The organism is Bacillus sp. MN7755 (assembly GCF_054771475.1).
In genome coordinates this window covers 74,428-100,727 of sequence record NZ_BTRL01000008.1, presented here as the reverse complement: position 1 = coordinate 100,727, position 26,300 = coordinate 74,428, and the positions used below count along the sequence as shown (strand labels likewise).

At 36.4% G+C, this 26,300-nt stretch carries 29 protein-coding genes and 1 pseudogene; 5 read left to right on the top strand and 25 right to left on the bottom strand.

Going from position 1 to position 26,300, the window contains the following annotated elements:
- The 13 genes from ACYVEC_RS07525 to ACYVEC_RS07465 all read right to left on the bottom strand — a co-directional run bounded on the left by ACYVEC_RS07525 (position 1) and on the right by ACYVEC_RS07465 (position 12,026).
- Positions 1 to 408, bottom strand: coding sequence for a PadR family transcriptional regulator (locus ACYVEC_RS07525; RefSeq protein WP_063222406.1), 408 nt, complete (start codon positions 406 to 408; stop codon positions 1 to 3).
- 4 nt (positions 409 to 412) lie between these two features.
- Entirely contained in the window at positions 413 to 946 is a 534-nt protein-coding gene (locus ACYVEC_RS07520; RefSeq protein WP_063222407.1) for a sigma-70 family RNA polymerase sigma factor, read from the bottom strand.
- A gap of 277 nt (positions 947 to 1,223) precedes the next feature.
- On the bottom strand, positions 1,224 to 1,634 hold the full coding sequence (locus tag ACYVEC_RS07515) for a DUF2283 domain-containing protein (RefSeq protein WP_063222409.1): 411 nt from the start codon (positions 1,632 to 1,634) through the stop codon (positions 1,224 to 1,226).
- A gap of 158 nt (positions 1,635 to 1,792) precedes the next feature.
- On the bottom strand, positions 1,793 to 3,475 hold the full coding sequence (gene glpD, locus ACYVEC_RS07510; RefSeq protein WP_460506056.1) for an aerobic glycerol-3-phosphate dehydrogenase: 1,683 nt from the start codon (positions 3,473 to 3,475) through the stop codon (positions 1,793 to 1,795).
- Between the two features lie 133 nt (positions 3,476 to 3,608).
- Positions 3,609 to 5,099: a glycerol kinase GlpK gene (gene glpK, locus ACYVEC_RS07505; RefSeq protein ID WP_063222411.1), complete on the bottom strand. Its 1,491-nt coding sequence runs from the start codon at positions 5,097 to 5,099 to the stop codon at positions 3,609 to 3,611.
- 13 nt (positions 5,100 to 5,112) lie between these two features.
- A complete protein-coding gene (glpF, locus tag ACYVEC_RS07500) occupies positions 5,113 to 5,934 on the bottom strand; it encodes a glycerol uptake facilitator protein GlpF (RefSeq protein WP_063222412.1) in 822 nt (273 codons plus the stop codon).
- 228 nt (positions 5,935 to 6,162) lie between these two features.
- On the bottom strand, positions 6,163 to 6,723 hold the full coding sequence (gene glpP, locus ACYVEC_RS07495; RefSeq protein WP_060629825.1) for a glycerol uptake operon antiterminator GlpP: 561 nt from the start codon (positions 6,721 to 6,723) through the stop codon (positions 6,163 to 6,165).
- A 97-nt stretch (positions 6,724 to 6,820) separates the two neighbouring features.
- On the bottom strand, positions 6,821 to 7,270 hold the full coding sequence (locus tag ACYVEC_RS07490; RefSeq protein WP_063222413.1) for a helix-turn-helix domain-containing protein: 450 nt from the start codon (positions 7,268 to 7,270) through the stop codon (positions 6,821 to 6,823).
- A gap of 348 nt (positions 7,271 to 7,618) precedes the next feature.
- Positions 7,619 to 8,470, bottom strand: a complete 852-nt coding sequence (locus ACYVEC_RS07485) for a DUF2935 domain-containing protein (RefSeq protein ID WP_063222414.1) — start codon at positions 8,468 to 8,470, stop codon at positions 7,619 to 7,621.
- A gap of 160 nt (positions 8,471 to 8,630) precedes the next feature.
- Entirely contained in the window at positions 8,631 to 8,831 is a 201-nt protein-coding gene (locus ACYVEC_RS07480; RefSeq protein ID WP_000449229.1) for a sporulation YhaL family protein, read from the bottom strand.
- 77 nt (positions 8,832 to 8,908) lie between these two features.
- Positions 8,909 to 9,781: an alpha/beta fold hydrolase gene (locus ACYVEC_RS07475; RefSeq protein ID WP_460506403.1), complete on the bottom strand. Its 873-nt coding sequence runs from the start codon at positions 9,779 to 9,781 to the stop codon at positions 8,909 to 8,911.
- A gap of 273 nt (positions 9,782 to 10,054) precedes the next feature.
- Positions 10,055 to 11,032 (bottom strand): ring-cleaving dioxygenase, encoded by a 978-nt coding sequence (locus tag ACYVEC_RS07470; protein ID WP_001072540.1) that lies wholly within the window; start codon positions 11,030 to 11,032, stop codon positions 10,055 to 10,057.
- Between the two features lie 49 nt (positions 11,033 to 11,081).
- Positions 11,082 to 12,026: a ring-cleaving dioxygenase gene (locus ACYVEC_RS07465; protein ID WP_063222415.1), complete on the bottom strand. Its 945-nt coding sequence runs from the start codon at positions 12,024 to 12,026 to the stop codon at positions 11,082 to 11,084.
- A gap of 368 nt (positions 12,027 to 12,394) precedes the next feature.
- Between ACYVEC_RS07465 and ACYVEC_RS07460 the strand changes: the two are divergent.
- Positions 12,395 to 12,511: pseudogene (locus ACYVEC_RS07460) on the top strand (N-acetylmuramoyl-L-alanine amidase C-terminal domain-containing protein); the annotation flags it as partial.
- 44 nt (positions 12,512 to 12,555) lie between these two features.
- Here ACYVEC_RS07460 and ACYVEC_RS07455 read toward each other — a convergent pair.
- From ACYVEC_RS07455 to ACYVEC_RS07425, 7 genes are all read right to left on the bottom strand, one after another.
- Positions 12,556 to 12,813, bottom strand: coding sequence for a hypothetical protein (locus tag ACYVEC_RS07455; RefSeq protein WP_087985658.1), 258 nt, complete (start codon positions 12,811 to 12,813; stop codon positions 12,556 to 12,558).
- Between the two features lie 163 nt (positions 12,814 to 12,976).
- Positions 12,977 to 13,465: a YxiF family protein gene (locus ACYVEC_RS07450; protein WP_000067596.1), complete on the bottom strand. Its 489-nt coding sequence runs from the start codon at positions 13,463 to 13,465 to the stop codon at positions 12,977 to 12,979.
- A 22-nt stretch (positions 13,466 to 13,487) separates the two neighbouring features.
- Complete coding sequence (locus ACYVEC_RS07445) at positions 13,488 to 14,414, bottom strand: WXG100 family type VII secretion target (RefSeq protein ID WP_098555199.1); 927 nt, start codon at positions 14,412 to 14,414, stop codon at positions 13,488 to 13,490.
- A 188-nt stretch (positions 14,415 to 14,602) separates the two neighbouring features.
- Positions 14,603 to 14,845: a hypothetical protein gene (locus tag ACYVEC_RS07440; RefSeq protein WP_063221985.1), complete on the bottom strand. Its 243-nt coding sequence runs from the start codon at positions 14,843 to 14,845 to the stop codon at positions 14,603 to 14,605.
- Between the two features lie 124 nt (positions 14,846 to 14,969).
- Positions 14,970 to 15,914, bottom strand: a complete 945-nt coding sequence (gene yhaM, locus ACYVEC_RS07435) for a 3'-5' exoribonuclease YhaM (protein WP_063221986.1) — start codon at positions 15,912 to 15,914, stop codon at positions 14,970 to 14,972.
- 41 nt (positions 15,915 to 15,955) lie between these two features.
- Entirely contained in the window at positions 15,956 to 18,880 is a 2,925-nt protein-coding gene (locus tag ACYVEC_RS07430; protein ID WP_063221987.1) for an ATP-binding protein, read from the bottom strand.
- Positions 18,877 to 20,118 carry a metallophosphoesterase family protein gene (locus ACYVEC_RS07425; protein ID WP_098555172.1) on the bottom strand — a complete coding sequence of 414 codons (1,242 nt, stop codon included), beginning with the start codon at positions 20,116 to 20,118 and terminating at the stop codon, positions 18,877 to 18,879. Before ACYVEC_RS07425 ends, ACYVEC_RS07430 begins: the two co-directional genes overlap by 4 nt.
- Before the next feature lie 166 nt (positions 20,119 to 20,284).
- On the opposite strand from ACYVEC_RS07425, the gene ACYVEC_RS07420 reads away from it, so the two are divergent.
- A complete protein-coding gene (locus tag ACYVEC_RS07420; protein WP_000539551.1) occupies positions 20,285 to 20,470 on the top strand; it encodes a YhzD family protein in 186 nt (61 codons plus the stop codon).
- 26 nt (positions 20,471 to 20,496) lie between these two features.
- On the opposite strand, the gene ACYVEC_RS07415 is transcribed toward ACYVEC_RS07420, so the two are convergent.
- Positions 20,497 to 20,859, bottom strand: coding sequence for a hypothetical protein (locus ACYVEC_RS07415; RefSeq protein WP_000582785.1), 363 nt, complete (start codon positions 20,857 to 20,859; stop codon positions 20,497 to 20,499).
- Between the two features lie 154 nt (positions 20,860 to 21,013).
- Here ACYVEC_RS07415 and ACYVEC_RS07410 point away from each other — a divergent pair, with 154 nt between their 5' ends.
- Positions 21,014 to 21,154, top strand: a complete 141-nt coding sequence (locus ACYVEC_RS07410; protein ID WP_000273536.1) for a YflJ family protein — start codon at positions 21,014 to 21,016, stop codon at positions 21,152 to 21,154.
- Between the two features lie 66 nt (positions 21,155 to 21,220).
- Here the strand turns inward: ACYVEC_RS07410 and ACYVEC_RS07405 are convergent, their stop codons facing one another.
- The 4 genes from ACYVEC_RS07405 to ACYVEC_RS07390 all read right to left on the bottom strand — a co-directional run bounded on the left by ACYVEC_RS07405 (position 21,221) and on the right by ACYVEC_RS07390 (position 24,126).
- Positions 21,221 to 21,616 carry a hypothetical protein gene (locus ACYVEC_RS07405; protein WP_063221989.1) on the bottom strand — a complete coding sequence of 132 codons (396 nt, stop codon included), beginning with the start codon at positions 21,614 to 21,616 and terminating at the stop codon, positions 21,221 to 21,223.
- Positions 21,617 to 21,686: 70 nt separating this feature from the next.
- The gene (locus ACYVEC_RS07400) at positions 21,687 to 22,121 is read right to left on the bottom strand and encodes a hypothetical protein (protein WP_063221990.1); all 435 of its coding nucleotides are present in this window, start codon (positions 22,119 to 22,121) and stop codon (positions 21,687 to 21,689) included.
- Between the two features lie 153 nt (positions 22,122 to 22,274).
- Positions 22,275 to 22,919, bottom strand: coding sequence for a response regulator (locus tag ACYVEC_RS07395; protein ID WP_063221991.1), 645 nt, complete (start codon positions 22,917 to 22,919; stop codon positions 22,275 to 22,277).
- Positions 22,909 to 24,126 carry a sensor histidine kinase gene (locus ACYVEC_RS07390; protein ID WP_460506048.1) on the bottom strand — a complete coding sequence of 406 codons (1,218 nt, stop codon included), beginning with the start codon at positions 24,124 to 24,126 and terminating at the stop codon, positions 22,909 to 22,911. The genes ACYVEC_RS07395 and ACYVEC_RS07390 overlap by 11 nt, the downstream gene beginning before the upstream one ends.
- Positions 24,127 to 24,821: 695 nt before the next feature.
- On the opposite strand from ACYVEC_RS07390, the gene ACYVEC_RS07385 reads away from it, so the two are divergent.
- Together ACYVEC_RS07385 and ACYVEC_RS07380 are read left to right on the top strand one after the other, a co-directional pair.
- Positions 24,822 to 25,817, top strand: a complete 996-nt coding sequence (locus tag ACYVEC_RS07385) for a zinc-dependent alcohol dehydrogenase family protein (protein ID WP_063221993.1) — start codon at positions 24,822 to 24,824, stop codon at positions 25,815 to 25,817.
- A 117-nt stretch (positions 25,818 to 25,934) separates the two neighbouring features.
- Complete coding sequence (locus ACYVEC_RS07380; RefSeq protein ID WP_063221994.1) at positions 25,935 to 26,240, top strand: hypothetical protein; 306 nt, start codon at positions 25,935 to 25,937, stop codon at positions 26,238 to 26,240.
- Positions 26,241 to 26,300 lie beyond the last annotated feature (60 nt).

The following is a 26,300-nucleotide window of genomic DNA, read 5'->3' as shown; positions in this document are numbered from 1 at the left end:
TCACTCCTGTACTAATCCTTTTAATATAAATCGTGCCTTCGTAGCATTCTTCTCTGCCTTTCGTAGCATCTTGTTTCCTTTATCATTTAATTGATAATATTTAGCTCCCGCGTGATCCCAGCTAGATTGGATAAAGCGATTTTGTTCTAGACGATGTAACAAAGTGTATAGAGAACCTTCATCACCTTCGAATTTTTGAATCCCTCTCCCACGCAGTAACTGCATCAATTCATAACCTGTTTTTTCATTCATAAGAAGTTGCAACACTGCTAAAAGGATATCTTCTTCCTTTTCGGACGATTGATTGATTTTTTCGCGCACCCGCTTTCGATGTTGATCAGAAAAACTCAAATATTTAAACGTTGTATTCTCCATTGATTTTCGCAAGCCTTTTAATCGATCTTCCATTTGATTATTCCTCCAATCCTTCCTTCAAAAGTTCCTTTGCTTTTTTCAGCCTTGTTTTTATTGTGTTTTCCTTCACTTCTATTACCGTAGCAATCTCTTTAATTGATAACTCTTCATAATAAAATAGATAAATCACTTCTCGATATTTTATTGGCAAATCCATTACTGCAGAGGCAAGCCTACTATCCTCAGCATTTTGAATAACTGTTTGTTCCACACTTTCTTTTTGACTCTCCATATACGTAAAGTCATCCTCTGTAACGATAACTTTTTTGTTATACCAACTTTTTAAATAGTCCTTACAATGATTAATCGCAATTCTCCATAACCATGTTTTCAAATTCGAATTTCCTTTATATGTATGAAGAGATTTATAGCATTTCACAAATATATCTTGCGTTAAATCCTCCGCAACCTCTTTATTATTCACATATGAATACACAAGCTGTAGGATTTCTTGTCCATACTTGTTCATTATTTCATCGATAAGGTCCTCCTTATCTTCTATTTCAAACGCTTCTATCGTTAATTCATCCACATCATTTCCTCCTTCCCATATATTAGACGACGCATTGTATGGAAAAGTTTTATAAATTCATAAAAAATACGGCTGACAATAACATTTTTTATAAAACACTTCCTCAGCAAATTACATATAATGAACCGAATAGTCGTTACAATACATTCACCTAAAGAGCGTCTTCCTCCCAAGACGCTCTTTCATTTCGCCTTCGTTTTCTATAGTCAAGATTCCCCTCAGCTCTAAATACCGCTAAATGAAAAAGAGAACTCATTTCACCGAGTCCCCCTTCTTCCTAACACTCACTTAAAGAATCTAATATCTCATGGCCATACAAAGAGGGCTTCATAATATCAAAACCGATAAATTCTTCATACTTCTTATCCGAAAAATAAAATACGATATTATGAAATAACACTTTTTGCAAATGAGTATCTTGAGAAAGTCTAAATGAGTATATGTATGTATTATCACTTGACGTTTTCTTTTTATATATTTTACTCTTATTTGTTAATTCTTTTAATTTACTAGCATTGTCTCCAAAAAACTCAATCCCCACTATGCGATCAAATTGATCTATATCTACATTTAGTTTTGGATTTTCTTCCAATTCTTCAGTCGATTCAATCTCAATTTCTGAAGTGAATGGAATTACATACAGATATGCCATCTGAATTTCAGAATCATAAGTAATTAATTTTTTCATGATACACCTCATATCGGTATCTTATTTATTGTATTACACTTATCTCGATAAACTAAATATTAGGTTTTTCAGTTATAAAATACAAGTATAGTATTTAAAATTCTATAAATAACGTACAAAAAACCACCTAAAGGTTCCCCTTCAGGTGGTTTTCTATTTTACGCTAACGCAGCTGCCTGCTCTTGTTGATCTACAGGAATGACAGCATCTGTTAATGCTTTTTCTAATTCAGCTGTGTATTTCATTTGCTCTTCTTTGCTCCAGCCTAGTTTCGTAGCCATGTAGTTGATTACTGCTTCTTTCCACTCGTATACCCAGTGGATGTTGAAGAATACAGCGCCTCTACGGCGTACGAAGAAGTCAACTGGTTTTGCTGTCATTTCGTAATCCATTGCGTATACAAGTGGGATTAGAACGTCAAGCGGCATGTTGTATTCTTTCGCTTCGTCTTTGTGTTTTTTCGCTAAGTCGAACAGTACGTCAACGTTAGAGCCGTAGAATTTCGCGAACTCTTCTGCTTGTGCTTTCGTTAAACCAGATTTCGTACCTTCGTCTGCTTTTTTCGCAACGAATGCTGGGAATCCGTGTGAACCACTTACATGTCCACCAGAGATTGGCATATGTTTCGTATCACTCTTCGGATATGCACTATGACCTTCTTTTTGTAATAAGTTCGTTACGTAGTCTACTACCATTTCAGCCATTTTGCGGTATCCTGTTAATTTACCACCAGCGATTGTAATTAAACCAGATTCAGAAGTCCAAATTTCATCTTTACGAGAAATTTCAGATGCGTTTTTACCTTCTTCGTAAATTAACGGACGCACACCAGCCCAGCTTGATTCAATATCTTTTTCTGTAATTTTCACACTTGGGAACATGTAGTTAATCGCATTAATGATGTATGTGCGATCTTCTGTTGTCATGTGTGGTACAGCTGCATCTTTATCATAGAACGTATCTGTTGTACCTACGTAAGTTTTTCCGTCGCGAGGAATCGCGAACACCATACGTTTATCTGGTGTATCGAAGTAAATTGCTTGACCTAATGGGAAACGTTTTTGGTCAATTACTAAGTGAACACCTTTTGATAACTGAAGTACTTTTCCTTTTTTCGAGTTATCTTTCTCACGAAGTGTATCTACCCAAGGACCAGCTGCGTTTACAATTTTCTTACCGTAAACTTCGTACACTTCTCCGTCTAGTAAATCGATTACACGTACACCGCATACTTTTCCATCTTTATATAAGAAACTGTCTACTTTTGCGTAGTTAACAGCTTTCGCACCATGCTCAATTGCTTCTTTCATTACTTCAATTGTAAGACGCGCATCGTCTGTACGATATTCTACGTAGTAACCGCCGCCTTTTAATCCTTCTTTTTTCACAAGAGGCTCTTTGTTTAATGTTTCTTCACGGTTAAACATCTTTCTGCGCTCGCTTCGTTTTACACCTGCTAAGAAGTCGTATACACGAAGACCAATTGATGTACTAAATGATCCGAACGTACCGCCTGTATGAAATGGAAGTAACATCCACTCTGGTGTTGTTACATGGGGACCGTTCTCATATACGATCGCACGCTCTTTCCCCACCTCTGCTACCATTTTCACTTCAAGTTGTTTTAAATAACGTAGACCACCGTGTACAAGCTTCGTTGAACGACTTGATGTACCTGCTGCAAAGTCCTGCATTTCAAACACAATTGTTGATAACCCGCGTGTTGCTCCATCTAATGCAATACCAGAACCAGTAATACCTCCACCAATTACGATCACATCTAACTCTTGTTTATTTACTCCGTTTAATACGTCTTTACGTTGTTTACTTGAAAATTTCATGGTAATTCCTCCCTTTGATAACGAAAAAAGAGACCACAAACTCCGCTATAGATTTCGCCTCTATAGCGCGTTGTGGTCTCTCCAAATCTCCTACCGAATTATTAACTTGTCACCATTATAACACTGTTTATGATTATTTGAAAGCTTTTGTTGCTTCAATTGCTTTTTTCCATCCAGCATATAGCTCTTCGCTTGTTTCCGCCTCCATCGTTGGTTCAAAACGTTTGTCCATATGCCACTGCGATTTAATTTCATCTTGGTTTTTCCAATACCCAACCGCAAGACCAGCTAAGTATGCTGCACCTAAAGCTGTCGTTTCGTTGATCACTGGACGCTCTACAGGAACGTCTAAAATATCACTTTGGAACTTCATTAAGAAGTTATTTTTAACCGCTCCGCCATCAACGCGTAATGTTTTTAGTTCAATACCTGAATCTGCTTCCATTGCGCATAATACATCTTTCGTTTGGTAAGCTAAAGATTCTAGTGTTGCACGAATGAAATGCTCTTTCGTCGTACCGCGCGTTACACCAAACATAGCGCCGCGTACTTCACTATCCCAGTAAGGTGTTCCTAATCCAACGAATGCTGGTACAACGTATACACCTTCAGTTGATTCAACGCGAGAAGCATACACTTCACTCTCACTTGCATCTTTAAACATGCGCATCCCGTCACGTAACCACTGAATTGCAGAACCTGCTACGAAAATACTTCCTTCTAATGCGTAGTTTACTTTACCATCTATTCCCCATGCAATTGTTGTTAATAGACCATGCTCAGAAGCTACTGCTTTTTCACCAGTGTTCATTAACATGAAGCAACCAGTTCCGTAAGTATTTTTCGCCATACCTTCACCGAAACAAGCTTGTCCAAATAATGCCGCTTGTTGGTCACCAGCTACACCTGCAATCGGTACATTTTGACCGAAGAAGTGATAATCAATTGTTTCTCCATAAACTTCAGATGATGGACGTACTTCTGGAAGCATGCTCTTTGGTACTGTTAACATATCTAGAAGCTCTTCATCCCACTGTAAGTCGTGGATGTTAAACATTAATGTACGTGATGCATTTGAGTAATCCGTTACGTGCGCTTTACCACCAGATAGTTTCCATACAAGCCACGAATCAATTGTTCCGAATAATAGATCGCCGTTTTCTGCTTTCTCTCTTGCACCTTCAACGTTATCTAAAATCCATTTCACTTTCGTACCAGAGAAGTATGCGTCGATTAAAAGACCTGTTTTTTCGCGAACCATTTCGCCATAACCTTTTTCTTTTAACTCATCACAAATTTCAGCTGTTTGGCGAGATTGCCATACGATTGCGTTGTAAATTGGTTTACTAGTTGTTTTATCCCATACAACCGTTGTTTCACGTTGGTTCGTAATACCGATACCAGCGATTTGTTCTGGTTTTACATCTGCTTCGCTTAAGCAAGTTGCGATAACTGCTAAAATAGATCCCCAAATTTCTTGCGCATTATGCTCTACCCAGCCCGGCTTTGGAAAATGTTGTGTAAACTCTTTTTGAGCTGAATGAACAATTTCACCTTTTTTATTGAACAGAATTGCGCGTGAGCTAGTTGTTCCTTGGTCTAATGAAAGAATATATTTTTTCATATCGGTTTCCCCCTTATGCTACTTTTCTACTATTTGTATTGCTTCCACTTTTTTTGCTTGTCATATAAGAGATTGCTAGTACAATCACAGTTGCAATAATCACATAAATAAGTGCTGCGTTTTGTTTTCCTTCAAATACAACTTGATGGAATAATCCTGCAAGTGATCCACCTAAAATCGGACCTACTACTGGAATCCATGCATACTTCCAGTTTGAACCGCCTTTTCCTGCAATCGGAAGGAAGAAGTGCGCGATACGCGGACCTAAATCACGTGCTGGGTTGATTGCATATCCTGTCGTTCCACCTAATGATAAACCAATACTTACAATTAAGAAACCTACGATAAATGGATTTAATCCATCTGCAAATTTATTTGCACCAATTGCTAATATACCAAATACTAAAACGAATGTTCCAATCATTTCACTTAAAAGGTTTGCAAATGTGTTCGGAATTGCTGGACCTGTTGCAAATACACCTAATTTTGTTCCTGCATCTTCTGTTTCTTTCCAGTGTGGTAAGTAATGTAAATATACAAGAACTGCCCCGATAATTGCCCCAATCATTTGTGCTGCGATATAACCTGGTACGTCACTCCATGGGAACGCTCCCTTAAATGCTAATCCTATCGTTAAAGCCGGATTCAAATGTGCCCCACTAATTGATCCAACCGCATACGCTGCAACCGCTACTGCTAAGCCCCATCCCATCGTAATAACAATCCAACCAGAATCTTTCGCAAACGACTTCTTTAAACTTACACCAGCACAAACGCCACCACCAAGTAAGATTAACAACGCAGTCCCTACTAACTCTCCTAAAAATGCTGACATAGTATCCCTCCACAATCAATTTAAACGCTTCCAAATGTGATAGAGGTAAAATGAATGGCCATTCGTTTTTGTCAAAAGAAAAAGACCCACAGCTTTGCACGCTTCTATATAAGTTTATATAGAAACAATGAAATGTGGATCTCTACTTTTCTCCGTCACGTTTATTAACTTGTCTATAATGTTAACCTCTCATGAAAGCGGTGTCAACAGAATTTTTTCACATTTTCGTCACTTTTTTTGGTAATGTTTCCATAGTTCGCGTTTTGATGTCGTAATTGCTGTCGCACCAGCATTTAACGCTTTCTCCACATCATCAACTGTACGAATAAAACCACCCGCCAAAATCGGTACACCAGTACGCTCTTTCACTTCAGCGATAATGTCCGTCATTGCCCCTGGAAGCACCTCTATATAATCTGGCTTCGTCTTTTCTAAAAGATTGCAACTCTTCTCCATTGCACTCGAATCGATTAAAAAGATACGCTGAATTGCCACAACACCTTTTTGCTTCGCCTTCATAATTACGCTCGCCTTTGTCGAAAGTAACCCGTATGGTCTAAATTCCTGGCATAAATACTCCGTCGCATGCCCATCACTCTGCAAACCATGAATTAAATCCACATGTAAAAACACCTTTTTACAATATTGCTTCGCAAGTGATATAACACTCTTCAATTGACCGACATGAATATCTAAAATAACGATATATTCATACGAACTATGTAGTAACTTCTCCAAATCTTTAATTTGCCTCACTGCCGGCAAAATCTTTTGTTCATGAAATTCCATTCTATATGTCCCCTTCTTTATGTCATCCTATCCTTTATAGTACACAATTTAAGTGAAAAGAACAGCTAGTGTCGGGGATTTCTTTCAAAACTTTCTCTTACCTATATATTTTCTTCAACTTATCAGATCCCATACCACCTATAACCATTAATAAGAGCGGTAAAAAATTCATTACATACGGTGCATCCGCTATAATTGTAATACTCGCTCCTGCAAACTTATTTAACATCCACACAACGATTTTTGTAATAAACAAAAATACGCCCATCATAAATAAGCTATCAAAAAACACCTTCCATTTTGGATACGCTAACTGCTTACTATCTTCAATAACTTTCTGTGTCAACTCTTCATCACTCCTTAGCAATTCATCAATCGTAATACCGAACAAATCGCTTAAATGAATAATAATTTCAATGCTCGGATAGTTCTTTCCCGTCTCCCATTTCGAAACAGACTGCCTACTTACATGAATTTTTTCAGCCAAATCACTTTGCGACCAATTTCGTTTCTCTCGTTCTTGTTTTAAGCGTTCACTAAAAATCATACTGTGTTTATCACCTCTCTACGCCTAGTATGGACAAATACATGATGAAGAGTAAAGCGAGTTGTCGTTGCATAGCCTGTGCAACTTGTGCGTTACAGGTTGTAATTGCGCTATGTATTGTGTCAATTCCATATATTTTTCTTCTATAATAATTTCCCGAACAATAATACAAAGAATTAATACTAATAAAGACTAAATGAGGCATAAAAAATACGTTATCCTTTATTATCATTCTCCACAAAGAATAACGTAAAGTTTCATTTTCAAACCTTTTCATCAAAAAAAAAGAAGCTAACAATACATTGTTAACTTGTCAGCTGAAAGCAAAATAGTATCTTTCCTTATCTTCTAATATCTAGGTTGTGATTGAATATTTGTAAGATGAACATCATACATATCAATGATTTCAAGAAATCTATCAGCTTCACGGAAAACGTGGTCTGCCAATAATGGGTGGATGATACTCTTTATTTTACATTGCTCAATTAAATCACGTGCTGTTTTCTTAAAATCCCGAAGAGATGCAACCGACACACGATTTTGATCTAAAAATTGATCTAAAAGAGGGACTGTTTGGGATTGTGGTTTCATAGATTCTAAGTCAATTGCTTGATACATTAATGCATCAAAATCATTGCTAAAATTCCGTGCTGTATCTACAAGCTTTCTTTCTGATGGATCAAGAAGATGACCAATAAATTTAGCATGGTCTGCCATAATCCTCAAAAAGAAAACATTTTCTTTAATAATAGCATCAGGAAGGGCATCTAATTTTCCTTCATTTAATTCCATTAAACGTTTTCTAAAATAATCAGCTTCCCTACTTGTATGGTCAACTAACAGTGGAAAGTTATTTTGTCCTGGCAATTTACATGTGAGAATCAATCCTAAAATTTTTCGTTTAAATCCCCAAATATTAGTTGCGGCTTGTTGTACTTCTGCATTAAATCTTTTGATTTGCTCAGGATCTGTTTCATTTGTATAGGAATGCGCTATTTGTTCGATATGTTCAAACAATCGATAAAATTGATTCGCCTCTTCGATTAGTTGCGTATCCTCGCATCTAAATCCCAAGCGAAGAAAAAGAGAATGCTCCTTCATGATTCTAGACCAAAAACGAATTTCATTTAATGAACGCTCAACAAACATTACAGATGTAACACCTGTATCAGGATGTAATGTAGTTTCATCTCTATGCATTGTTAATCCCCCCCAGTAAAATACCCCGCTAGTTCCATTCTTATGAGGAAAAAAATATATAAATACCATCAATAAAAGTTCATGATGAATTTCGTATAAAGAAAAAATGCTACCACCTATATGTAAAGTTCTACTAGGTGGTAGCATTTCAAAATTTCTATTAAAGCAATACAGAATCCTTATCACTATCCTGATTACGTTTCTCTCGCTCTTCTTCTAAGCGCTTCATATAAACTTCGCCTTCTTTTTCAATAAACTCATTATCCATCTCTTGCTCTTTTTTTGAAGTATATAAAACCATGTAGCCACTTAATACGATCCCAACGATTACAAGATACACCCACCATGGTAAAGTTTCCACTCAACTTCATTCCTTTCCTTAGACAAGCCTTATTAGTTTCACTGTATGAGGAAAGAAGTGCATTTATGCTTAAAATTTTATTGTGGATTCTTCGCGAAGAACGCTTGTACATACTCCATAAACTCAATTGGTTCCTGGCGAAACGGCGCATGATATCCTTTTTCAATAATATGGAACGTACTATTTGCAAATAGCTGGTGATACAGTTCACCATTTTTCCAGGAAACGCTCTTATCGTGTCGTCCCCATAAAATTAAAGTCGGCACCTTAATTTTATCGGCTTCCATCGCAATGCGGCGCTCTCTCATTTTCGTAAGCTGATCATAATGCTCTTTATCGTCGCGACTATTTTTCACTGCATTTTTATTATAGTCCGTAATCTCTGTTACCGTTTGTAAGTCTGTCGATAGCGGCGGCACTTCATAACTTTCTTTTTGCTGGAAAGACTCAATTCCTGTAGAATCTGCTAAAACGAGATGCGTCACTGCGTCCGGATATAAATACGCTAAATTAAGGGACATCTCTCCGCCCATTGAATGACCGAGCACCGCAAACTGATCGTATCCGAGCTTCTTCATTAACTTATAATATAAATTCACTTGCGCAGGAAACGAATACTGAAAATCAACCGGCTTAGATGAACGCCCAAATCCTAAAATATCAACCGCTATAATCGTGTGATCCTTCACCAGTTCCGGATAAATATCACTAAATCCATCAGATGAACCACCAAACCCATGAAGCATAAGTAAAGGTGGTTTTCCCTCACCAATTTGCTTAAAATAAATTGTCTGTCCGTCAATCTGCGCCATACTCTCTTTCGTATTTATCTTCACCATAACAGTATCTTTCACTTCTCCAACCTTCGCAATCGGCTTATCAACGAAGTTACAAACAATTAACAAAACGAGCACAATACCGCTAATCAAATAAAACTTAAACCGTTTCAACATTCCCGTCTCCTTTCTCAAATTGCTATTTAAAGTTTTTACATTTTTTGGTTATTTTATGATTAATTTTAATTGTAACCATACCAGTTACAATTATACCAAAAAAATATTACTCACTACCATTATTAAAGATTACTTTGTAACTATTATAGTTACATATAAAAAGTAAGTCAATTATTTTATTCAATATACTTATAAAGCGAAAATAAAAAAAGCAAGTAATTTCAGCTATCAGCTAAAACTACTTGCCCTCCTACTTACTATCTCTATTTTTTACTCTTTAATAAATTCCTTCGTACTTCTCACTGTATCAATTGGACGAACTAATTTTTCGATTTCTTCACGTTTTGGCTCTAGGAATGGAGGTAACGATAATTTTTCGCCAAGTGTTTCGTATGGCTCATCTCCCATAAATCCTGGGCCGTCTGTTGCAAATTCAAATAAGATTTGTGGTGCAACTCTTGCGTATAATGACTCGAAGAAGTGACGGTCTACATAGCCAGATGAAGGAAGCCCTACGCTACTGATTCTCTCAATCCATTCTTCTAATACAGCGCGATCTTCTACGCGGAATGCAGCATGGTGCACTGTACCAAAACCTTGTCGTGCTTCTGGAAGAACCGTATTATGTTCTACAATAACAGATGCACCATTTCCACCTTCGTTTACTTCAAATAAATAGAATTCTCCTTCTTGCGCAACCTCTTTAAATAATAGAACTTTTTCTAACACTTCTTTGAAGAAACTAAAGTTTGCAATACGGATGAATACAGGTCCTAAACCAGTAATTGCATATTCTAATGGAACTGGACCGTTTTGCCATGGTGTACCTGATTCGATTCCTTTATCTAATTCATCAGAAATTAATTGATAGTGTTGATCATCGAAATCAACGAAAGAAAGAGTTTTCTTACCAAATTGCTCTTTAATGCCTGTATGTTCTACTTCAAGACGGTCAAAGCGTTTCACCCAATATGCTAACGCTGCATCAGTTGGCACTCGGAATGACGTTTTTGAAATTTCATTTGTACCGTGTACTCCTTTTGGAATACCTGGGAAGTCAAAGAATGTCATATCTGTTCCTGCACTACCTTTATCATCTGCAAAGAATAAATGGTAAGTTTGAATATCATCTTGGTTTACTGTTTTTTTAACTAAACGCATTCCTAAAACGTGAGTGAAAAACTCATAGTTTTTTTCTGCACTACTTGTAATCGCTGTAACGTGGTGAATTCCTTTTAATTGGTTCATTTTATATTCCTCCGATGGTTTTAAATTTTATTTTATCTTTTCTCTTCTATTACTTCTCTTCAATAGGTGCTAAATTCGCTTCAATCTCTGCACGCTGATCTTCTAAGAACGGTGGTAAATCAAGTTTTTCTCCTAAATGTTCCACATCTCCATCAACTGTAAATCCTGGTCCATCTGTCGCAATTTCAAATAGAATTCCGTTTGATTCGCGGAAATATAAGCTTTTAAAATAGAAACGGTCGATGATTCCTGAAGATTGGAAACCTCTTTGTATCACCTGTTCTTCCCAATAAGCAAGCTCTGCATCATTTTTCACACGAATTGCTAAATGGTGAATGCTACCACGGCCCGGTTTTTCAGTAGGACCATCTAAATATTTCACAACGATTTCTCCAAAAGCCTCTCCTTTAATGGACTGAAAAATTGCTTCCTCTTCGCTGCGGCTAACCTCTGTATAACCAAACATCTCTGTAAGTGTACTCGCCATTTTATCAAGTCTACGAACTGTCATTTCCACAGAACCCATTCCTTGAATTTGATGCTTTGCAGGAACTTCTGATTTCTCCCAAGTTTCCCAGTGCTCTACTTTTTCTCCGTTTGAAACGAGTAGTACTAAGCGAAGACCTTCAGCATCCTCAAATTGCAAAGCAGGACGATTTGCATATGTTGTCATTTCACTATGTTTCACACCAAATTCTTCAAATCGTTCTTTCCAGTAATGCAAGCTTTCCTCGGAAGGAACTAGTAATCCAATTCGAGTAATGGCATTCGTACCGCGGTACGTTTTTCCTACTAAAGGAATTTCGAAAAACGATAATTCCGTACCTGGACTTCCTGTTTTATCTCCATAAAATAAGTGATACATTGATGGATCATCTTGGTTTACTGTCATTTTCACACGACGTAAGCCAAGTACATTTTTATAAAAGTGATTATTTTCATTTGCATTTTTCGTAACCATTGAAATGTGATGATGCCCTTTAATTTCATACATTGTTTATTCCTCCGCTTCGTTTTACTAGTCAAGTGACAACTAAAAAAATAACATTTCCCACAACTAATATGGTTTTTAGCGTTTCAATTTATTCTTAATTATGTTTTTGTAAATTTATCGTAGTTTTTACTGCATAAGTTACTTTCGTTTTTAACTCGAAAGCAACTGAGTGTATGTTTTTCATATGACTCAATCGCTTTCGTTACTATCACTTTACACCTCAAGTGATTAAAAAGCAAGTGAAATATCTCAAATTCGAGACATTTTTTTATTGCATAGCATTTTGGACTAGAGAATGGTTTAGTAAATATTAAAAACATTAGTGGCGAAAAGAACAGTCACTCTAGATTAAAGTTGCAACGCCATCAGCAAAACAAAACATCATCAAATCAGGAGCTTTCTCCCCCTATGAAACACCAGATGGGCAACTTAATGGATTGAAAGGATACCTTAATCGTAGATGTTGGTGGTATGAGGTTAAGTAAGATAAGAGCCGTCCTGTTGAGCGGCTTTTTTTATGTTCGTTTCATTATGCTTCATATGCCATGCTATCTGGAAATTCTTCGTTCTTTCTAAGACATCGCACAATCCTAGTACACGCACAATTAAAATAATGTTCTCTCATATTTAAGGAATCCACTGGAGCTTGCTCTATGTCATAAAACATTCGTTCCTTTTTATTATAGTGCATCTTACCTATTTTAGCGGGTGATTCAGAAGGATAGTATTGATAAACAACTATCTCTTCATTCTCAAATTCTTTAGTCATTAATAAACATATTGCCATAAATAAGGCCCCCTTTATTTATATTGAATTTCATGTTTAGAGTTGTCCGAGGAAAATGATTTCCTGATTTCTAGGTTGAAGTTGTGGAAAATGAAGCCACTTTATATGTGAAATAGTAGACAAAACCACCTATTAAAAAGGTGGTTTTGTTTATTGTCATACTTTAAATTTTCGCTAATCCCCACATACTGAATTCATAGTAATATTCCGTTCTCTCAATACATAAGCCGAAATCTAAATCATCACCAACTAATACAAAATCTCCACTGCCAATTAAAAAACCTGATTTGATTGATAAATCCTCTAAATTATCAAATATTTCATCAATATTCAGTTCAACTGCTTCAAGGTCATATTCTGTAAAGAAAAATAATCTCCCTTGGTTAACTGGGAAATTAATGCTATTAATAAGTTCACTTAATAGCTCTATTGAGAGCTTTCTATTTTCTTTATAATTGGTATCACCAATTTTCTTTTTGTCTGAAACTTTTTCTAGCTTACTAAATAATCCTTTACAAAATAAATCATTTGTTTCGGCATCCATAAATGATTCTTCAGAAACAGTAACAAGACTAGATAGTTCATTTATAAGTTCTTTTCTTCGAGCTTTTCTTTTAAGAATCTCCATGCGACTTTTATTTAAATTACTCAAACTTTTTCACACCTTTAATTTTTTATTTTTTTTCCTGTTTTTTATACCCGACAAAATCTTCTGGATAATGTCCGTCAAGCTGATTATATCTTCCTTTATCCATTGGATTCCCTTTTCTATTTGTTGCAATATGAAAATGAGGACCTCTTCCCATTTTATCTTCTTGATGCTCAACAATAAATCTCTTTTGCCCCTTAAAATTAGTATATTCCTCTACCCATCTATTTTCACTTGTTCCATCATACACATGAACAGGTTTTTGATGCGGAGTAGAATTAGGAATTGCGGCATCACGTTTCGCTTTTCGGTATGCACCATTACGAGATAATACTTTATCTTGTCTTTCAAGATGGTTTTTATAATTTTCAGCAGCCCTAATAGATTTAGCAGCTTCAGCTGCCTTAGCGCTTTCAACAGCCTTGGCAGTCATCTTAGCACCTTTAGCAACCTTAGCAAGTTTTCCAACTGGTGTAATACCCAAAACCATCATTCCACCAGCTCCAACTCGATCCAACCATGAAATTTTCTCGCCTGTCGAGGGATCTACGCCATCCCAAACACGTCTGAGATCATATTCACCGGTCAATTCTCCAGTTATGTCACGAGCTAATTTTCCACCATCAAATCCTTTTTCCTCCGAAGAAGGTTTACCGCACATTGCACCTTCTTCCATTGTAACATCTTGATTATCCGCATTGCGAAATTTTTCAGCGATTCGTTTCAAATCTTCTCCTACTTGTATAATTGAATTGATAGATGTAAAAGCTTTTGGTCTCGCATCATTGAACATTTGAACGAATTGTTGATTAGAGGCACCAATCCATTGGAAACACAAATAATCTATTTCATTACATAAATTATTATGTATAGATTCTAATGCGATTCGGGTATTACTTGCACGATTAGCAACTTCTTCTAGCATTTCAGGTGTCACTTTGATTTGAACCATTTCTTTCCTCCCTTTCCCCAATTAAAATTATGAGATAAAAAGAAAAAAATGTAAATACGGAAATTTTAGATTAGTATAACAATGTTTGTGTGAAATAAAATCTGCTTAATTGCACATAGAACCTATGTGCAATTAAGCTAATAAAATAAAAGGGCATCCCCAAACGGAAATGCCCTTTTATTTCAGGTTTAAATTACACCCATCCCTTTTAACATCTCAATTAAACTAGTATAGAAGTATTCACATGCCTCTGCCTCAGAATTAAATGTCTTAAGATTACTCTTTGTTCCTCGCTCACTATAATATACTTCCCATACTCCATCCTGTTCATTGAAACAATACGATTCGTTTGGTAATCGACCCTTTAAACTATATAAGTCCTTTGACACCTCTTCTTGTAATAATTTCTGTTCTAACTCATTTTTTTGCATGTTTAGAACTTACCCTTTGCAATGACTCTTCTTCACTTATTTCCTTTTAACTATTTCATTTTTAATAAAAAAAACAGCCTCACTAAGCGTATTAACACTTAATGAGGCCACTTTATTCACACTATTAATTATGGAACGACGGCTTATAGAACGAACGATTATCAAGAGCAAAGACACGCTCAGTGTATTCACCTGGTTTTGTGCGTCCTAATGCACGGTCCATCATGTTCATTTTTGCATCTAAGTTATCGATGTAATGCAGAATTTCTGCTTCTCTTACTAATGGCGGTTTTGGGCTACCCCATTCTGCTTTTCCGTGGTGAGAAAGAACGATGTGTTGAAGAATTAATACTTCTTCTGCATCGATTTGTAGCTCGTCTGCTGCTTTACCAATTTCGTTCACCATAATAGAAATGTGGCCAAGTAAATTTCCTTCTAACGTGTATGTTGTAGAAATTGGGCCAGATAATTCGATTACTTTACCAAGGTCATGTAAAATAACGCCTGCATATAGTAAATCTTTATCTAACGATGGGTATAAAGCCGCAATAGCTTTCGCTAAATCAAGCATCGATACGACGTGATAAGCTAGTCCAGATACGAACTCGTGATGGTTCTTTGTCGCTGCTGGATAGTCTAAAAATTCGTTTTGATGCTTATTTAATAAATGTCTTGTTAGACGCTGAATGTTCGGGTTTCTCATTTCAAATATGTATTGCGTAATTTTCTCGACCATATCTTCTTTTTTCACTGGTGCTTTTTCTACGAAGTCCGAGATATCTGTTACTTCATTTTCATTCGCAACTCGGATTTGTTTCACACGTAATTGAATACGTCCTTTGTAGTTTAGAATATCTCCAGCTACTTTAACGATCGTTTCCGCTACATATTGTTTCTCAACTTCTGGTGATACGTCCCATAGCTTCGCTTCAATATCTCCACTTGGATCTTGTAGGATTACTGTTAAAAACGGCTTCCCATTGCTTGCTAGACCTTTTGTCGCTGTTTTAATTAACAAGAAAACATCGACTTGTTCACCAACTTCATATTCTGCAATTTTCTTTTTCATTCGAATTCCTCCACCAAATCAGTTACTTTTAGTATAGCACATTACAACTCATTTTCTTTACGCTTATGTGTTAATTTTATAATCTGCTTTTCTGTAAAGAACGATAATAAATGAGCGTGACATGTAAAGAAGATGACTTGTCTATCTTTCGCAATTTCCTTTATTAGTTCAATTGTGCGATTCGTTCTTATCGCATCGAAATGCACGAAACTATCATCAGTAATAAATGGATAATCATGCTCGAATGTTTTCGCTAATGCAAATCGTAACGATAAATATAACTGCTCTGCTGTCGCTTGGCTTAGTTCATGACTGTAAAAACGCATACCGTCGTTACGTTCCACAATAAAAGGTTCCGCCTCTGACGGTGAAAAGATTTTACTATATCGTCCGCCTGTTAAATAGATGAAATACTCTTCTGATTTTTGTAAAATACGAGGAAGATGTACTTCATGATAATATTGCTTCGTTTTTGTTAACACTGTCTTTGCGGTCGCATAAGCAGCCCATTTCTTCACTTGTTCACGCACTTGCGCTTTTTTCATTTCCCATTCGTGCATTAAATCACCGTACGTACTACCTTCTTCTAAATTCGCAATTTCCATACGATGTTTCGCAATGCGCTCTGTCAGTTCTTTCTCTTTCGTAAGACAGTTTTGCGCGGCTGTGATTTCTTGCTTTAATTTTTCATCATAACCGTCAGCTTCATAATGTTCAGCTAATGATAAATTCGTTAAGCGCTGTTCTAAAAGATCAATTTGCGGTAATAAACGCCCTACTTGTTTCTCAGCATCTTCACGTTTTTCTGCCAGTTTACCTGCTTCTAAAAACATCTCTTCATCTGTAGAATCTGCGATATGCCATAATCCATCTCGTTCTACTAATAGTTGTTTCAATTGCTCCTGCATGAACTCATATTCTTCTTGCCATTCAGCTAGCTTCTCTTTTAACTGCTTACAAGTTTGGCGCTTCTCTTTCTCATGTTGCATACGACTTTGTGCTGCGTGCAGCTTACTATACTCCACGCTACCGATAACAGTTTCTAGTTTATGTTCAAATTGTGAAATCATTTCATATAATGAAGATTTCCGCGCGCCTTGCTTCTCTAATTCACGGTATAATTGCTGCATTTTTTCCATACGCTCAAACGCCGGCAATATGTGCGCATACGTATAAAAATCAGGGAACATATAGCGCGTTTTATATGCATCTACTTGTTCGCTGACGCGGAACGTCTCTCTCTCCCATTCCTCATACGATGAAACGACTTTATCATATGCTCGCTCCATCTGCTGCAATTTATAAGACTCTCGTTCAAATAGCTTACGAACCTCTTCGTCTTTTTCTAATTGATAGCGCACAGACATCGCTTCTTCACTTTGTCTCCCGCCAGCACTTTGCTGAAGAGTTAGAAGTTCTTCTTGTAATCCACTTGACGGATCTTTATATAAAACAAGGGCAAGAACAATTCCTACAAAAACAATGACGCTAATAAATAAGAGCGGGCGGTTGTCCATAAATAAGCTCGTGAATAAAATGCCTGTGTTAATAAGAAGTAACAGAAGACAAACCCTTTGCCACTGTTTTTTCTTTTGCATCGCCGCTCCTGCTTTTTCCTCATACTTGCGCTTCATTCGCTCAGCGCCCATACCGATAAACGCCGCATCTTGAAATGATTTTTCTTTCTCAACTAACGTGTTTCGTTCTTCATCCGCTAACATTTGTTGCTTAATCTGTCTTATGTTTTCTTCTTGTTCTTCTAATTGCTCCTGCGCTACTTTAAAGCGATCATCAAGCTGTACTTTTTGTGTTTCTAACTCGCGTGCCTTTTGCACTGTTTGCGTAATCAATTCTTTCGTTGCCAAACTCATATCAAACGAAAGGACTGTTTCTTTTTCAAAAGTAGCACCAATTTGTTGCTCTAGTTCTGCCAGTTCTTCTTTTATATTCGTAATCGTTCCTGTCATATCACGCATTTCTTGGCGTGCATTTTCGTAAGACATATGCTGCATACGAAGTTCTTCCACGTAACTTTCTTTTTGTAAAAACTCTTCATCTATTTGAATCGATTCCATTTCCGATTGCACATTCGTTATTTTTTTATGGAGTGAATCAACTTGTAATTGGAGCGGCTCTATTTTCGCCTTAATCGCTTCATAACGCGCCATTCCGTTTACCGGAAACTGCCCATTCTCTTTTTCTAATATTTTCTCATGCGCACGCTTTTCAATAACGAGCGGCTCAAGCGCTGCTAATATTTCATAATCTTGCTTTCGTTTTTCCGCACTCTCTTTTTCTGCACGAACAGAAACAAGCTTCTCTTCACTTTCTTTTAACTGCTCGACCTGTTTTTCATACGTGCCAATTTTCCCTTGCCATTCTTTCATCTTCTCTTCAAGCTTCTTCATCTCTTGCAGTGACACGTTAATTTCCGGCTTACGACCACTCGGCTTAAAACGCTGATCCATTTCTTTTTCTAACTTTTTATCGAGCTGCAATAATGCATCACTTCCAACTGCACTTGCCGAAAATAAATAATTGCCGATATCCGATTCGCCAAGCTGATGGATGTTTTGAAGACCGTGCATATCAAAAGAAAAGACCGATTCGAATAAACTTTCATTCATTCCGCTTAATATATCGTGTAAAATCTCCTCGCCGCCCGTTTTCCCGTCTTCAAAATAAACGGTTACCTCACCAGCTGCCGTCTTTGGCAATCGTTCAATTTTCAAACGACCATACTTCTCTGTTTGCACAGTCATCGCACCGCCATACTTGCCGCCTTCTTTCGGCTCATAACGGCGCTGTCCTCTCGTCGGAAAACCAAATAAAATACTTTTCATAAATGAGCGAATTGTCGATTTGCCCGCTTCATTTTCACCGTATAACACCGTCAACATTGACAGATCCATTTCCACATTTTCTAATTTTCCGTACCCATAAATATGGAGTTTTTCAATTCTCATTTCTTATCCCTCTCTTGCTGGAATAATTGCTCTAAAATAATATTTTCCGCTTCCTTTTGAATCTCTCTCTTCTCTTCCTCTGTAAAAGATTCAATACTATTACGCGCTACAGGAGATGTCCAAATCGTGCGCAACACGCCGTCCATATTGGTGAAAGCCTCTAACTCTTTTAGCACACTACCGACGAAATGATTTTCCGCTTTCAAACGTTCGATTTCCGCAAAAGAAACCGTCTCATTTTTCCACTTCATTGCATATACGAAATCTTTTCGCTCTTCGCCAGACGCTAAAATATGAAAAATCTCTTCCACACGCTTTTCATCACGCAAATAAGGAGAAAGTGGGCCTTGTCCTGTGAATACGACAGTTAGTAGCGTCCCTTCCTCTTCTCTTCGGCACTCATTCATCGCACTTGATGCTGCCGTCATAAGGTCATCGACAGTTTCAAGCCCATCAATATTTACTTCTATCTCATCCCATACAACATCCGCCGTATGGAAAAATGAGCAATGCGTTCCTTGTTTCGTAAGTTCAATAAGGTACGCACCCTTCTCACCTGTTTCCTTACGATGACGCCCTTGTATGTTCCCCGAATAAATAATATATGGCTCTTCTGATAAAATTTCACGTTTATGTATATGGCCAAGAGCCCAATAATCAAACTGCTTTTCTTTCAGCTCACGAATTTGAAACGGTGCATAGTGATTATGCTCTGCATCTCCTTCCACACTTCCGTGAAGCATGCCAATATGAAAAGGCGCATCACTCATTTTCGTATACTGCGCTGTCATATTATCCGTTACCGCTTGCTGCAAATAACTAAACCCGTAAATAGAAGCTAATAGCTCTCCATTTTTATAAAATGATTTCTCTTCTACATAAGGCTCTGTAAACACATGAACATTTTCCGGAAACTCAATCGCTGCCCAGCTTCCCCCTAAATGATCATGGTTACCGTGAATAATAAAAACAGGGATATCGTACTGCGAAAGTCTCTTCATTTGCTCACGCACAAACACTTGCGCCCTCAAACTTCTCGTCTCCGCATCATACAAATCCCCGGCTAGTAATACGAAATCAACGCGCTCTTGAATCGCTTTATCAATAATACGTTCGAACGATTCAAACGTACTTTGCTTCATTCTCTCCCAAACAGACTGCGGTACATTCATCTCCATCCCTTTAAACGGACTATCCAAATGCAAATCAGCCGCATGTATAAACTTCACTTGTTTCACAAATAACGATCCTTTCTTTTCCGTACTTTACTACAAATAGTAAATCTAGTGTCCATAAAACTTTCACTCTATTTTAACACGCAATGTCATATATTTCTTTGCATATTCTAATGATTTATGCCAAAATAGTTATAAGATTCTGATTTTTATTATTGGAGGGAATTTCATGGGAGTATACGTTCTAACAGTCTTTGAAAAAGATGGTTCTAAAGCATTAGACGAATCATTCGAGGCGGCAACTGAAAAAGAAGCGAAAGCAAAAGGTGAATCTATTTTACAAGAAAAAGGATTGTATGAAAAAACACATCGCTGCACATCTTCTGCAGGTAAGCTCGTTTTATTCCAGCGCTAAAAAAAGAAGCGTCATCCGCTTCTTTTTCACTCTACTATATCTTCATCACACCACGTAAACACCACATCTAGAATGCGATTACCAATACGTACGCGTTTATTCCATTTACCTGTTTGGATCTGATGTTGCAATTCTGCTTTCATCTTTTCCGTCCAGTCGTGAATCGTTTCACTACCGTCGTACGGATATACGCTTGGAAACTCTTTCTGCAGTAGATGCAAGCTCTCTGCATCAAAATGAAAATGGAAGAAGTAGTTTGCTGTAAGCGATGGTTCTTGCAATCGTAAAAAATGATCATCAATTTGCTTTCTATTTCGATAGAAAGTAAAGATATTCACTTTACCACTCGTAATTTGGTCAATTTGAATTTCGTGCTTCTCTATAATCACGTCTTGTCCACCTCGTTGTATACTATCTTTAGTATATATGTCTTTTGCAACAAAGTTAACCATTTTCGCGCGAAATTCATTTCCTTCATTATATTACCTGTACCTCCAAGTACAATCAGAACAAATAAAAACAAAGTTGAAGGGGAGCGATCACATGTATTTCGGAAGCAAAGGTTGGTATGTAAAAGAACTTAAAAAATTAGGTATCCGTACTTATGAAGGTAAAAAACTAGAATCGTATCGTACACATGTGTTATCTAGTTTACTTGAGAGAATGAAGAAGGCTTCGGCTTAATAGATGTAGGAAGCGACTGCGGTTGCTTCCTTTTTATTTAATAAATAAAAAGGAAATCATAATACCTTATTCTACCTCTATCGTTATACCCCCTTGATAGAAACCACCCGTTATCAACTGAATCTCTATTACCAAATACTCTTCCAAATAATCATTCGTATATATTTTAAATTCGCCAAACTTATTAACCCGCCCACTTCCAACAAGCATATCACCACTCGTTATGACAATGATTGAATAAGGCTCTGCACAGCCCGATACATAATTAGCACCATATTTCACAAAACCTATCTTTATTTCCTTATGAATTTTAGTAACTGAATCTATACATTTCTTATTACGCAACTTATCATCTCTCTCTTCAGCCCTCGAAAGCACTCGATTCCTGCTAACCTTTTCTGAAGAGAAAGCAACATTTCCAAGCCAATTAAACCTATCAAATGTAGTAATAGGTAGAAACATCTACGTTAACTCCCCCATTCTTCCAATACGTTCAAGGTTGTGATAAAAGAAAACAGCTTTACTTTTTCATTCAATTTCGCACTGTTAATTTGTATTGAACACATAGAATACTGTTTTTTACCCCAGATGCTATGAAAACACTACACAAAAGGAACCACACTCCATTCAATATAAATCCGCCTTCAAATATGTTAATAATAATTATGTTGCCAATTATTAAGAGAATCCATGAAATAGAATACTGTTTTCCATTTGTGATATATAAAATTTTATCCTTATTACAGGCTATAATTCCCCCACCTTGCCAAACACCAATAGCAAAAGAAAAAAGCGTAACTGCCAGTAACTCTGCTTGTAAATCCCAAGTCATTGGTTGCGGTACCGTACAAGTAATAATTCCTATCATCATTAGAAAAGTTACTATATCTATCCTGCTTATTTTTCTTTGTTTGCTTTGCATCCAAATAAAGAGAATTACTACAGGAATTAAAAACAAAGTTGCCATTTAATTATTCTTCTTCCTTTCCCACATTAAAAACGTCTGTAATTGTACTGTTCTTAAATCTCTCATACTTTCTGTAAGCATAACATGAGAAAGAAATAAAAAAATCGTACAAAAGGGCAAACCTATCATGTACGATTGGGCATATATAATGTTTTAAAAACGAATTAACTTCCTTTCAATAGATACAGCTACCGCTTCTGACCGTGAATTAACACCTAATTTATTGTATATATTTGTTAAATACGCTTTTACCGTTCGCTCAGCTATCCCCATATCGAATGCAATTTCTTTATTCTTATATCCGCGCGCAATAGCTTTCAACACAAACAATTCTTTTTCTGTTAAGTTACTTTCTTCAACCTTATCAGCATATGCTTCTTTCCTTTTATAATTCACTATCTTTTCCATAATATTTGGTTGTAGTAATATTTCACCCCGAATAGCCGCTTCCAATGTTCGAAACAAATTCTCACGATCCGTATCCTTTAGCAAATATCCTTTTGCTCCTAGCTCAATTCCCTTTAACATTAATTCATCTTCGTTATAAGTAGTTAATATAATAATCGGCGTATGATTTTGTTTTTTATTCAAAGCCTCAATTGTTTCTAAACCGCTCATTTTAGGCATATTTAGATCCATTAAAATAAGATCAGGTTTCCTTTTTTCTATGAAAGAAAGGGCTTCTTCTCCATTTGCAGCCTCACCTATAATTTGAAATGAATCACTCGTTTCTATTATTAATTTCAGACCTTCTCTTACAACGAAATGATCATCTACAATTAATACATTATACTTCATGGCTATCTCCTTCATTATTGATAGGTACTTGAATATACACTTTCGTACCCTTTATCTTTTCACTCAATATATGTATTTCTCCATTCATCAACCGAACACGCTCATTTAAGCCAATTAAGCCGTAATGTCCAGGATTCTTACCGATATATCCGGTGTCAAAACCAATTCCATTATCTTCAACTTCAATAGTAAGTTTTTTAATTTTATCAATATATTCAACTTTTAAATTTACCTCTGTTGCCTGCGAATGTTTTGCGATATTCGTTAAACATTCACTAATTACATATAAACAATGTTCCTTTACTAAGCTTGAAATATGCGGGGAGCTTTGAATAGTAAATCTCACATGTATAGACGTAGCCTCAGAAAAACGTTGAACTTCTTCCTCTACTGCTTTATTAAATGAATTGGTAGTATGACGCAAATCATCAATAACCAGCCTCGCATCATGTAACGTTTGTCTCGCTCTTATCATAGTTTGTTTCATAATTTCTTGAGATCGTCCTGCATTCCCTTTTTGCATATGGGCATCTATTGCTTCCAATTGCATAATTAAGCTCGCTACACCTTGCGCTAACGTATCATGTAAATCTCTTGCCATTCGCTGTCTTTCATTAGCTAATGTCAATTCTTCCACTCTCATATATGCAGACTCTAACTCTTGAATGTAACTCTGTATACGATTACGTGCATCAAATTGCTGCTTATTAATATAAGAAAAAGGAATAATAATTGCTAACACTAAAAGAAACATAGAAATAAGAATAGCTAATTTATTCACACCATAATTTATACTAATTGCAGTACAAAATATGGCGTACATAAGAGTAAAAACTGCTATTACTTTAAATATATTGTGATAAACATATAGACTTTGGGCAATTAAAATAGGTGTTAATCCAACAAAAATAGCTATTGAACCATTTGGTACAATAAATGCAGCGAGAAACACAATGAAGAGTTGTACAAAAAAGAAGTACAACAATTGCCTATTCTTTAATGAACTCGCATACCAATGAAAAATAGTATGAATAACAATCACTATTGTAAAGAAGAAACTATCCATCGAGAGAATATTATTACGAAATTCTAAAAGCATTGAAGCTATATATACGAGTGTAATCCATAAAACAATAAACCTTCTTGGAATAAATACCGCTTCCAATACATTTGTATCCAAATCTATATTTGAATTTATTTTTTTCATATTCGACCTCCACCATTATATTATACAAGATACAGCTTACATTTTGATAAAGTGAAACTTTAATCATTGGGGCTTTTGTCCATTCCCATTAGTTATTAACCCTCACCAATTGTACTTTTATGGGCAGCCCGCCTCCCACAAATAGCGGTATAAGTTACTGATTCCGCTTCATCCCCATTACCAAATATAAATATGAAATATTGCATATCGAAATGCATTGATGTTTTTGTAAGCGCTTACTATAATGAGATTATAAAGATTTATTACATACTACTAAAGGAGGCAATCATATGGAAATCGCAATGGCAGTTTTAAAATTTGTAGGTGGAGTAATTCCATTAGTTCAAGAGCTTTTAAAAGCATTCATGTAAGGTTATCATTCAGCAATTTTTTATAAGAATTATCATACAAATGATCTGTATATCAAAAACAAATTGATGCACAGATCATTTGTGTGAGAAAACTTTATACGAGAACTATGTAACCTAGCAGAACAATAATGATACATCTATCTCAAGTTGGAAATAGACGCTCACAAGGGCGTCTTTTTCTTATATTACTATGTATTCAGGAGAAATCGATTTTATCAAATGGATAAACGATGACTTTCTGTTCCCCTTTATTTTTTGCTAATGAAATAACACCCAAAATCAAAAATGCTATAATAAATCCAATCAAACTAAGGGGGAATATTTATCTTGCGCGGAACATGCATTCAATTTCACGAGTTTGGCAATCCCAAAAATGTATTACAAATTGAATATAAAAATATAGAACCATTAAAAGAGAATGAAGTTCTCGTTCGTATGTTAGTTAGACCAATTAATCCATCTGACTTAATTCCCGTTACCGGAGCGTATGCACATAGAATTCCTTTACCTAACATACCTGGTTATGAAGGTGTTGGTATTGTAGAAGATGTGGGAGCTTTTGTTTCTAGAGACCTGATCGGTAAACGTGTTTTACCGTTACGTGGAGAAGGTACTTGGCAAGAATATGTGAAGACGTCAGCTGATTTTGTCGTCCCTATTCCCGATTCCATTGATGATTTCACAGCGGCACAAATGTACATTAATCCTCTTACGGCGTGGGTTACGTGTACAGAAAAGCTAAACTTAAAACAGGGTAGCGTTTTATTAGTGAATGCTTGCGGATCCGCTATTGGTCACCTATTTGCACAGTTATCACAAATTATGAATTTCCGACTCATTGCAGTGACAAGAAATAGTAAACATACAGAGGAATTACTTCAGCTTGGTGCCGATTATGTAATACATACTTCCACTGCCCCGCTTCACGAAACAGTTATGGAATTAACAAACGGGATTGGTGCAGATGCTGCAATTGATTCTATCGGGGGACCAGCTGGAGATGAATTAGCTTTTTCCTTACGTCCAAACGGGCACTTTTTAACGATCGGTCTTCTATCAGGTGTACAAGTAAACTGGGCAGAGATTGTCACGAAAGCAAAAGTGCACGCAAACATATTTCATTTACGACATTGGAATAAAGAAGTGTCACCATATAAATGGCAGGAGACGTTTCGTCACTTAATTCGTCTAGTAGAAAATAAGCAATTACGTTTTATGACGGTACATTCTACGTATGACTTAGCGGATGTGAAAACAGCGGTTGATGTTGTTCAATCTGCTGAGAAAACGAAAGGGAAAGTGTTTTTGACGAGTTATTAACTACAATTGAAGGAGTCTTTTTGATTAGCCATTTAAATAGACTAGATAGTACGTTCAGGAATATCCAATTGTAAGTATCTGGTATAATTCTATTAAAAGGTGAAAGGAGACCCTAATATGTGGTTACTTACGGCAATTGCGCCTGTTTTAATAGCCGGGGGAATTGTAGTATATGTGATTGGAAGGCTGAAGCATAAATATAACAACGGCACATTAGGTAAGAAAAAATCAAAAGAAGCTCAAAACTTATTAGATAGTTTCATACCTATAGGAATGCTTGTTGGCTGTATGATCGGTTTGATTTTCGGTATGTTTTTCCCGGACTTCTCCCTACTTTCAGTTATTTTAGGAGCTGGAATAGGCTATTTATTTGGATTTTTCGCTTATGAATTTTATAGTAAGACAGGAAACAACTTTTCCTAATCCAAAAAGAATACGCGGAACAGTACATAGTTAGTCATATACAATATGTACTGTCCTTTA

Bases quoted from the DNA above. Each gene is read 5' to 3' on its own strand.
- ACYVEC_RS07525 (WP_063222406.1), bottom strand. From the start codon at position 408: ATGGAAGATCGATTAAAAGGCTTGCGAAAATCAATGGAGAATACAACG.
- ACYVEC_RS07515 (WP_063222409.1), bottom strand. From the start codon at position 1,634: ATGAAAAAATTAATTACTTATGATTCTGAAATTCAGATGGCATATCTG.
- glpD (WP_460506056.1), bottom strand. From the start codon at position 3,475: ATGAAATTTTCAAGTAAACAACGTAAAGACGTATTAAACGGAGTAAAT.
- glpK (WP_063222411.1), bottom strand. From the start codon at position 5,099: ATGAAAAAATATATTCTTTCATTAGACCAAGGAACAACTAGCTCACGC.
- glpF (WP_063222412.1), bottom strand. From the start codon at position 5,934: ATGTCAGCATTTTTAGGAGAGTTAGTAGGGACTGCGTTGTTAATCTTA.
- glpP (WP_060629825.1), bottom strand. From the start codon at position 6,723: ATGGAATTTCATGAACAAAAGATTTTGCCGGCAGTGAGGCAAATTAAA.
- ACYVEC_RS07490 (WP_063222413.1), bottom strand. From the start codon at position 7,270: ATGATTTTTAGTGAACGCTTAAAACAAGAACGAGAGAAACGAAATTGG.
- ACYVEC_RS07485 (WP_063222414.1), bottom strand. From the start codon at position 8,470: ATGCATAGAGATGAAACTACATTACATCCTGATACAGGTGTTACATCT.
- ACYVEC_RS07470 (WP_001072540.1), bottom strand. From the start codon at position 11,032: ATGAACCAATTAAAAGGAATTCACCACGTTACAGCGATTACAAGTAGT.
- ACYVEC_RS07465 (WP_063222415.1), bottom strand. From the start codon at position 12,026: ATGTATGAAATTAAAGGGCATCATCACATTTCAATGGTTACGAAAAAT.
- ACYVEC_RS07455 (WP_087985658.1), bottom strand. From the start codon at position 12,813: ATGGCAATATGTTTATTAATGACTAAAGAATTTGAGAATGAAGAGATA.
- ACYVEC_RS07445 (WP_098555199.1), bottom strand. From the start codon at position 14,414: ATGGTTCAAATCAAAGTGACACCTGAAATGCTAGAAGAAGTTGCTAAT.
- ACYVEC_RS07440 (WP_063221985.1), bottom strand. From the start codon at position 14,845: ATGCAAAAAAATGAGTTAGAACAGAAATTATTACAAGAAGAGGTGTCA.
- yhaM (WP_063221986.1), bottom strand. From the start codon at position 15,914: ATGAAAAAGAAAATTGCAGAATATGAAGTTGGTGAACAAGTCGATGTT.
- ACYVEC_RS07430 (WP_063221987.1), bottom strand. From the start codon at position 18,880: ATGAGAATTGAAAAACTCCATATTTATGGGTACGGAAAATTAGAAAAT.
- ACYVEC_RS07420 (WP_000539551.1), top strand. From the start codon at position 20,285: ATGGGAGTATACGTTCTAACAGTCTTTGAAAAAGATGGTTCTAAAGCA.
- ACYVEC_RS07410 (WP_000273536.1), top strand. From the start codon at position 21,014: ATGTATTTCGGAAGCAAAGGTTGGTATGTAAAAGAACTTAAAAAATTA.
- ACYVEC_RS07405 (WP_063221989.1), bottom strand. From the start codon at position 21,616: ATGTTTCTACCTATTACTACATTTGATAGGTTTAATTGGCTTGGAAAT.
- ACYVEC_RS07400 (WP_063221990.1), bottom strand. From the start codon at position 22,121: ATGGCAACTTTGTTTTTAATTCCTGTAGTAATTCTCTTTATTTGGATG.
- ACYVEC_RS07395 (WP_063221991.1), bottom strand. From the start codon at position 22,919: ATGAAGTATAATGTATTAATTGTAGATGATCATTTCGTTGTAAGAGAA.
- ACYVEC_RS07390 (WP_460506048.1), bottom strand. From the start codon at position 24,126: ATGAAAAAAATAAATTCAAATATAGATTTGGATACAAATGTATTGGAA.
- ACYVEC_RS07380 (WP_063221994.1), top strand. From the start codon at position 25,935: ATGTGGTTACTTACGGCAATTGCGCCTGTTTTAATAGCCGGGGGAATT.